Source organism: Candidatus Cybelea sp., assembly GCA_036489315.1.
In the GTDB taxonomy this organism is placed as follows: Bacteria; Vulcanimicrobiota; Vulcanimicrobiia; order Vulcanimicrobiales; family Vulcanimicrobiaceae; genus Cybelea.
On sequence record DASXFZ010000049.1, the window covers coordinates 1 to 6,994 of the forward strand.

Consider the following 6,994-nt stretch of genomic DNA (forward strand, 5'->3'; position numbering starts at 1 on the left):
TGAACTGGCGCGTGTCGGTAAACGTAAAAGCGTCACTGCTGGATTGGCCGCCTACCGAGCTGTGCGTAAGGCTGTAGTTCTGCGAGCTGTTCGTCGTTTGGTGGGTGATAGCGGCGCTGATCGACTCGTTGGGCGGAATGCTTACCAGCGGGCCGTAATTGGATTGGTACGAGAACTGAAAGTTGCCTTTGAGATGCGAAGAAAAATTCTCTTGCTCCTGTAGCGCAAGGTTCGTCTGCGTTCCACCTTGTTGACGGTTGTTGATCGTGTAGAGATTGACGCTGACGCTGCGGCGACCGCGCTTGCTCGAATAGAAACCGACGTATCCGAGGCCAAGCCCTTCCTGCGTGAAATAATTCACGATGTAGTACCCGTAATAGTACTGGTCTTTCCCGAAGGGAATTTGGATCTTGATCCAGGCGCCTTCGTACGAGTCGTAACCGACCTCGGGGAACCAGTGAGCGCGGCCGCGCTGGTTCTCGAGGCTGCGCAGCGGAATGATCAGCAGCGGCAGATAGAAGACCGCGGCGGCTCCCAGCCACAGGACGGCTTTGTGAATCACGATGCGGTCGCCGGGAACAACCTCCATATCCTTGCCGGTGATGTGGTAGCCGCCGCGCGGATTCTCGCACGTCGTAACGTACGGATCGAGGCCGGTCGCGGTGCCGTCCGGATTGGTGTGCAGGTCGTCGGCCTGAAAATGAACGAGCCCGCGTTGAACGCCTTCGTCGCTTGCGCCGTGGCCGTTGGTGAGCTTCGCGGTCTGCTGGACCGTGTCGAAGACGATAACGTCGGCCGTGAGCACGGAATCGTGCTCGTGGTTGACGAGAAACGGATGTCCGGTGATCGTAATCGTTCGAACGCCGTCGAAATGGGCGTGTTCGCCGACGATCTCTTCATCGCCGTAGTAAATATGCACGTTGCCGATCGCGTCGCTGGGCTTACCGCGCGCGCGGTTGCCGCTCCACGAATCGGAGATCACGGCTAGGTAGCCGGGGCCGAGCGTCGGTGCCCCGGTGGGCGCCGCGGTCGGCATCGGTGTCGCTTGGCCTGCGGGAGGAATCGGCGGCGGCGTCTCGCCGCCGCGGATCAGGAAGATCGGGCCGATTGAGGACGTCGGATTCGGGGTCGCCCCCGGAATCGGCGGCGGCGTCACCGCAGGCGTCTGACCCGGAATCGGCTTGGGTGTCGGACTAAGCGTGTAGGTGCCGTTGCCGACGCCCGGCAAGATGTTGGGCGGACCGGGCGTCGAGGGCGGGGCGTTCGTCTGCGCGGGCGCCGGGGTCGTGACGGGCGCCGGGGTAGAGACCTGCGCGACGCTCTGCGCCGGAGCCGCCGAGTAGTGCTGTGCGCAGCTCTGCGTATTGAAGAGGAGTAGGGCGAGCTGCTGCTGCGCGGCGTCGTCGCTCGCGGCCTGGGCCCAGAGTGGAGAGGCGCCGCTCAGATATGCGGCGAGTACGGCTGCTGCGGCTAGGCCGCGTCGTCCCAGAGTCCCGCAGAGCACGACGTCAGCGCTCTTCCAGCCAAAGTAGAACGGTGCCCGCAGCTCCCATGATGATGTTCGGAAGCCACGCGGCGACGAACGGGTTGATGGCCCCGTTTCTGCCGAAGGCCGAGCAAGCCGACGTCATGAGATAATACGCAAAGAATGAAATGACCGCCAGCGCGATGCCGAGCGTTTTTCCCCTCTTTCCAAAGCGCAGCGCGAGAGGAAGCGCAATTACGACGCCGACGAAGCAGGCAAAAGGCCACGCGAGCTTATCGGCCAGATTGATTTGCAGGTTGCCCATCGCCGTACCGCCGATTCCCTGGGCCTGCAGCGCGTTGACCTGCGTGCGAAGCGACTTGCTGCTCATCGTCCACGGATCGTTGTTGACTTGGCTGACGAACTGCGAGGCCGTCTCCCCAAGTGGAAGGCCGATCGACACGCTCTTTACGCGTTGCTGATTGGTGAGAAAGCCGTCGGTGTTGTAGCGCGTGTCGATCACGTCGCGCAGCAACAGCGAGGTACCCTGGACACTCGCGTTGCGCGCCTGCAGCGTCTCGTTCCACGGCCCGTACTTTGCGGGTTTGAAGATCTGCACGTCGAGCATCGTCTTGTTGTCCGGGCCGACCTGCCCGACGTAGAAGGTATTGCCCGTGTCGGGGTCCTTACGGAAGAATTGCGGTTCGACCGGCAGCGAGTCCGTATGGTAGATGATTTGATAGAAGGTGCGCGTCGACAGGTCGACCGAGGCCGGGGCGACGTACTCGTTCATCAAATAGGCAATCAAGAACATCGCGACGCCGAAGAGCAGCGGCGAGAGCGCGATGCGCATGACGGAGATGCCGGCGGTGCGCATCGCCGTTACCTCGTTGTCGCCCATGAGGCGCCCCATCGCGAGCAGCGCTGCGAAGAGACAGGCGAAGGGAAAGGCCATCGGAATCGCCTGCGGCACGCGGAATATCACGAAGCGCAGTACGAGAAAGAACGGCGCGTGCTGGTTGATGATGTAGTCAGCGGCGAGGAAGAAAATATTGAGCGCCCAGAAGAGCAGAAACGCCCCGAACGCAAACATGAACGGGCTGACCATTTCCCGCAGCATATAGCTATCGAGGATCGACGGCAGGCGCAAGAGCGGAGCTCTTACGCGCGGAAGCGGCTGGTGCTGGGTGAGGGTCGTCATTGCGAACGATCGGCTCTGCGCATCACGGCGCGGGCCAGCCGGCTAGTAACTGTTGTACGCGTTAAGCACGCGCACGACGTACGCTTGCGTCTCGGCATATGGAGGCACGCCGCGGTAGTGATCTACCGCTCCAGGGCCCGCGTTATATGCGGCGACGGCAAGGGTGACGTTGTCGTGATAGCGATTCAGCAGCGAGCGAAGATAACTCGTACCGCACGAAACGTTTTGGGTTGGGTCGAACGGGTTGCCGATTCCGCAACCGGCGGCGGTGCCGGGCATCAGCTGCATCAGGCCCTGGGCTCCGGCCACGCTGACGGCGGACGGGTTTCCAGCCGATTCGGCCATGACGACGGCTCGCACCAGGCCGGCCGGGACGCCGTTGGCCTGGGCGGCGCCGCTCACCAGCGCGTTGAGGGTCCCCGGATCCAGCGAATGCGGGGCAGACGGAAGGTAGCCTCCCCCAGCGCAGCCGCAGAGCAGCGCTACAAGGCCACAGACTCCGAGAACTCGAGTCATCGCACCGCCATTCTTCTCATTGCGCGGTCACGCCTTGCAGGCAGGCCGCGGGAAAGATAACGAGCAAGCCACGATAATCCTCTCCTTACGACCGTGCAAAAAGGGTGGTTTATGCGAGCGATCATATCGGCGGCGCCTTGAGGTTCGCTGAGGCGTGAGTGCCGCTGCCGGCGACCCCGTCGATCTCCTCGTCGTAGGCACGGGGAGCGCGGGAACGACCGCCGCCCTGCGTTACGCCCGAGCCGGCCGGCGCGTTGCGATCGTCGACGAGCTGCCCTACGGCGGGACGTGCGTGCTGCGCGGCTGCGATCCGAAAAAGGTACTCGTCGGCGTAGCCGAGCTGCTCGATAGGAACGAGCGCATGCGAGGCAGCGGAATCGGCGGAACGAGCAGCATCGTGTGGGCCGATCTGATGCGTTTCAAGCAGACCTTTACGCAACCCGCTCCGGCGCAGCGCGAAGCGCAGTTCGCCCAGTGCGGCGTGACGATGTATCACGGTACGGCCCGCTTCGCGGCGCCCGACAGCCTTTCGATCGACGGACGGATCGTGAAAGCGCAGAACATCCTGCTCGCTACCGGCGCGCGGCCGGCAACGTTGGACCTCGCCGGCGCGCAATACTTGATCGACAGCGCCGAGTTTCTCGATCTTGCGGAGCTCCCGAAGCGGATCTGTTTCGTCGGCGGCGGTTACATCGCGTTCGAGTTCGCGCACCTCGCCGCTCGTGCGGGCGCGTCGCCGGTCATCTTGCAGCGCGGGCCTCGCGTTTTGACCGGCTTCGAGCCGGCATTGGTCGATCGTATCGTCGACGTGAGCCGGACCATCGGGATCGACGTTCGCGTCAACGTCGAAGTCGACTCCGTCGAGAAGGACGGGGCAGCCTTCCGCGTCGCCGGGCGCGCGAACGGCGCCCCCTTGACGTTAGGCTGCGATCTCGTCGTGCATGCCGCCGGGCGAGTGGCGGACCTCGACGATCTCTCGCTCGAAAAGGGAAACGTCGAACGTACGCCGCGCGGCGTCGCGGTCAACGAGTTTCTGCAAAGCCGGAGCAACCCGGCCGTCTATGCTGCCGGCGACTCCGCCGACGGCGGCGGCCTCCCGTTGACGCCGACCGCGGCACTCGAAGGCGACGTCGTCGCGCGTAACCTTTTGGAAGGCAATCGGCACACCGCCGATTTTACCGGGCTGACGAGCATCGTCTACACGATTCCATCCTTAGGATCGACCGGCTTGAGCAGCGATCAGGCACGCCGTAAAGGCGTGCCGTTCGTGGTTCGCGAGGGAGACTCGACGCAGTGGTATTCGTCGAGACGGGTGCGGGCGCGCTCTTCGGCCTACCGCGTTCTCATCGATGAGGAGAGCGGGTTGATTCTCGGAGCGCACCTGCTGGGGCCGCATACCGAGGAACTCATCAATGTCTTTTCGCTGGCGATTCGCGCGCAGGTGCGCGCGGCGGATCTCAAGGACGTGCTTTTCGGCTATCCGACCGCGTCATCAGACATCGAGTACCTCCTCGCATAGCCGCAGCCTCTAGTTGACTGCGATGCGGCGAGGCTGAGCCTCGGGACGGCGCGCGAGCTTGAGCGCGAGCATGCCGTCGGCAACCTTTGCCTCGATCTTGTCGGGTCGACATCCTCGGGAACGGTAAACGAACGCGAGAACGAACGGCGTTCCCCTTTCGCATTGACCGCGATCACGTCGTCCCGATAGGTAACCTCGACGTCCTCAGAGCGGAATCCCGGAAGCGGGATCTCGATCTGATAGCCCTGGTCAAAGTCGGGCTAGCCGGAAAGGGCGCTGCTGTTTCGCTTAGCACTCCACCTGATAGAGTGCTGAAGCGAGTGAAGACTTGCATCCATTCATTACGAACGCGTGTTCGTCTTGGGAAAAATCCGCGAACGCCACAGCCGCAAATCCCTTGCTTGGGGGAAAGTAGGGGCGTATAGTGGTGTGAAGTAGTGCCAAGTGGTGCTTCACGGAGGAATTTGTGCACGCCGGATTGCCGCGTTTTGCGGGCTCGGAGCAGCACGCCCTTGACAACAAGGGCCGGTTGATCGTGCCTGCCCGCTTTCGCGAGCGTCTCGGCTCCGAGTTCGTCCTGACCATCGCCGATCCGGATCCGTGCCTCGCCCTCTATCCCAGCGCGACCTGGATCGAGTTTTGCGAGCGGCTCGAAGCGGTGCCGCGTAAGGACGAGAGCTATCGGCAGTTCGTGCGCTATCTTTTTGCGCACAGCGAAGAGGTCGCGTGCGATAACCAGGGCCGCGTCGTCGTCCCGGCGCTGTTGCGTGGATATGCCGGTATCGAACGGCAAATCGTCTCGGTCGGCGTGCTGACGCGCATCGAGATCTGGGCGAAGGAACGATACTCATTCGATAAGCCTCCGGCCGGCGCCACCCCCGATTTTATGGGCGAGCTCGGGCTCTAGGATCGGATGATGTGGCGAAGAGATGCTAGATCACGTTTCCGTCCTGCTTGCGCCGGCCGTGGATCTGCTCCAGATTCGTCCCGGCGGTATCTACGTAGACGCAACGTTCGGTGCCGGTGGCCACACCCGTGCGATGCTCGCGAGGCTCTCCGAGGGACGCGTAGTGGCACTCGATACGGATCCGCGCGTCGCCCGTTTGGCGGAGGCGGCCGGCGATGCTCGCCTGACCTTCGTCCGCGCGAACTTTCGCGAACTCGATTCGGTGCTCGATCGCTGCGCGATCGGACTGGTGGACGGCGTTCTCTTCGATTTGGGAGTCTCGTCGATGCAGTTTGACGATCCGGGTCGCGGATTCTCGCTCAACGCTTTCGCCCCCATCGACATGCGGATGAATCCGGCGCTGGGGCGCAGCGCCTACGAGGTTCTCGCTACGGCCAGCGAGCGTGACCTGGCCGACATCTTCTTTCAGTACGGGGAGGAACGCGCCGCGCGCCGCATTGCGCGCGCGATCGTCAGCCGCCGCGCGAGCGGTGCGTTGCCGAGCACGACCTCCGAGTTTGCCGCGCTGGTCGCCGGCGTTGTCCAGCAACCGGGAAGGCGCGAGCGAATACATCCGGCTACCCGAGTTTTTCAAGCGTTGCGCATCGCCGTCAACGACGAGCTCGACGCGTTGCGCGACGGGCTCGGCGCAGCCATCGGACGGCTTCGCGCCGGCGGCCGCGTCGTGGCGATCAGCTTTCACTCACTCGAAGACCGCATCGTGAAGCGAACGTTCCGCGACGACGAGCGTCTGGAAGTCGTCACGCGGCGGCCGCTGCGTCCCGATGAATCCGAACTCCGCGATAATCCCCGCTCCCGCAGCGCCAAGCTGCGCGCCGCCCAAAAGAAGGCAAGCTAAGAGATGATCGCTTCACGCACGCTCGAGCAGCGTCCACACCATACCAAGCCGCGTACCGTCCGCGCCGCGACGCAGCGAAGAAAGGTTCGCGCCTCGCGCGCTCGCCACGCGACCGTCGGGCGAATCTTCGGCATTTTGCTCTGCGTGCTGGCGCTGCTCATGGGCTACGTCGTTCTGACCTCGAGCCTGACCGGCCGCAGCTACGCGGTCGCGCGCGCACAAGCCAAGCGCGAGGCGTTGTTAGAAGAGACGCTTCGCCTCGACGATCGCATCGCGGCGCTGCGCTCCGACGACCGGCTGGCGCAGCTCGCAGCGCGCTTGGGAATGCGGGAACCGCAGCAATTCGCCGTGGTACGCGTCGAAGCTCCGCGCGTAGCCCGAACGAAGCCGCGCTTCCCAGTGCTCTCCTCACTTGCCGGTCTCTTCGAGCCGGCGATCGTCGCCAAGCCCTAGCGCAGCAGCCCGATGCATCAACGCACTAATACGCG

7 protein-coding genes are annotated in these 6,994 nt (G+C 63.6%); 4 read left to right on the top strand and 3 right to left on the bottom strand.

Features of this window, described 5'->3' with window-relative positions; all coding sequences use genetic code 11:
• From VGG51_11115 to VGG51_11125, 3 genes are all read right to left on the bottom strand, one after another.
• Positions 1 to 1,504, bottom strand: a 1,504-nt coding sequence (locus VGG51_11115; GenBank protein ID HEY1883578.1) for a hypothetical protein, incomplete at its 3' end; no start/stop codon positions are given.
• A 4-nt stretch (positions 1,505 to 1,508) separates the two neighbouring features.
• Entirely contained in the window at positions 1,509 to 2,666 is a 1,158-nt protein-coding gene (locus VGG51_11120) for an LptF/LptG family permease (protein ID HEY1883579.1), read from the bottom strand.
• A gap of 42 nt (positions 2,667 to 2,708) precedes the next feature.
• On the bottom strand, positions 2,709 to 3,182 hold the full coding sequence (locus VGG51_11125) for a lytic transglycosylase domain-containing protein (GenBank protein HEY1883580.1): 474 nt from the start codon (positions 3,180 to 3,182) through the stop codon (positions 2,709 to 2,711).
• Positions 3,183 to 3,336: 154 nt separating this feature from the next.
• Between VGG51_11125 and VGG51_11130 the strand changes: the two genes are divergently transcribed.
• The 4 genes from VGG51_11130 to VGG51_11145 all read left to right on the top strand — a co-directional run bounded on the left by VGG51_11130 (position 3,337) and on the right by VGG51_11145 (position 6,959).
• The gene (locus VGG51_11130) at positions 3,337 to 4,701 is read left to right on the top strand and encodes an NAD(P)/FAD-dependent oxidoreductase (GenBank protein ID HEY1883581.1); all 1,365 of its coding nucleotides are present in this window, start codon (positions 3,337 to 3,339) and stop codon (positions 4,699 to 4,701) included.
• A 466-nt stretch (positions 4,702 to 5,167) separates the two neighbouring features.
• Positions 5,168 to 5,608: a division/cell wall cluster transcriptional repressor MraZ gene (gene mraZ, locus VGG51_11135; GenBank protein HEY1883582.1), complete on the top strand. Its 441-nt coding sequence runs from the start codon at positions 5,168 to 5,170 to the stop codon at positions 5,606 to 5,608.
• A gap of 22 nt (positions 5,609 to 5,630) precedes the next feature.
• Entirely contained in the window at positions 5,631 to 6,506 is an 876-nt protein-coding gene (gene rsmH, locus VGG51_11140) for a 16S rRNA (cytosine(1402)-N(4))-methyltransferase RsmH (protein ID HEY1883583.1), read from the top strand.
• A 3-nt stretch (positions 6,507 to 6,509) separates the two neighbouring features.
• The gene (locus VGG51_11145) at positions 6,510 to 6,959 is read left to right on the top strand and encodes a hypothetical protein (GenBank protein ID HEY1883584.1); all 450 of its coding nucleotides are present in this window, start codon (positions 6,510 to 6,512) and stop codon (positions 6,957 to 6,959) included.
• Positions 6,960 to 6,994: the final 35 nt, after the last annotated feature.

Bases quoted from the DNA above. Each gene is read 5' to 3' on its own strand.
- VGG51_11120 (HEY1883579.1), bottom strand. From the start codon at position 2,666: ATGACGACCCTCACCCAGCACCAGCCGCTTCCGCGCGTAAGAGCTCCG.
- VGG51_11125 (HEY1883580.1), bottom strand. From the start codon at position 3,182: ATGACTCGAGTTCTCGGAGTCTGTGGCCTTGTAGCGCTGCTCTGCGGC.
- rsmH (HEY1883583.1), top strand. From the start codon at position 5,631: ATGCTAGATCACGTTTCCGTCCTGCTTGCGCCGGCCGTGGATCTGCTC.
- VGG51_11145 (HEY1883584.1), top strand. From the start codon at position 6,510: ATGATCGCTTCACGCACGCTCGAGCAGCGTCCACACCATACCAAGCCG.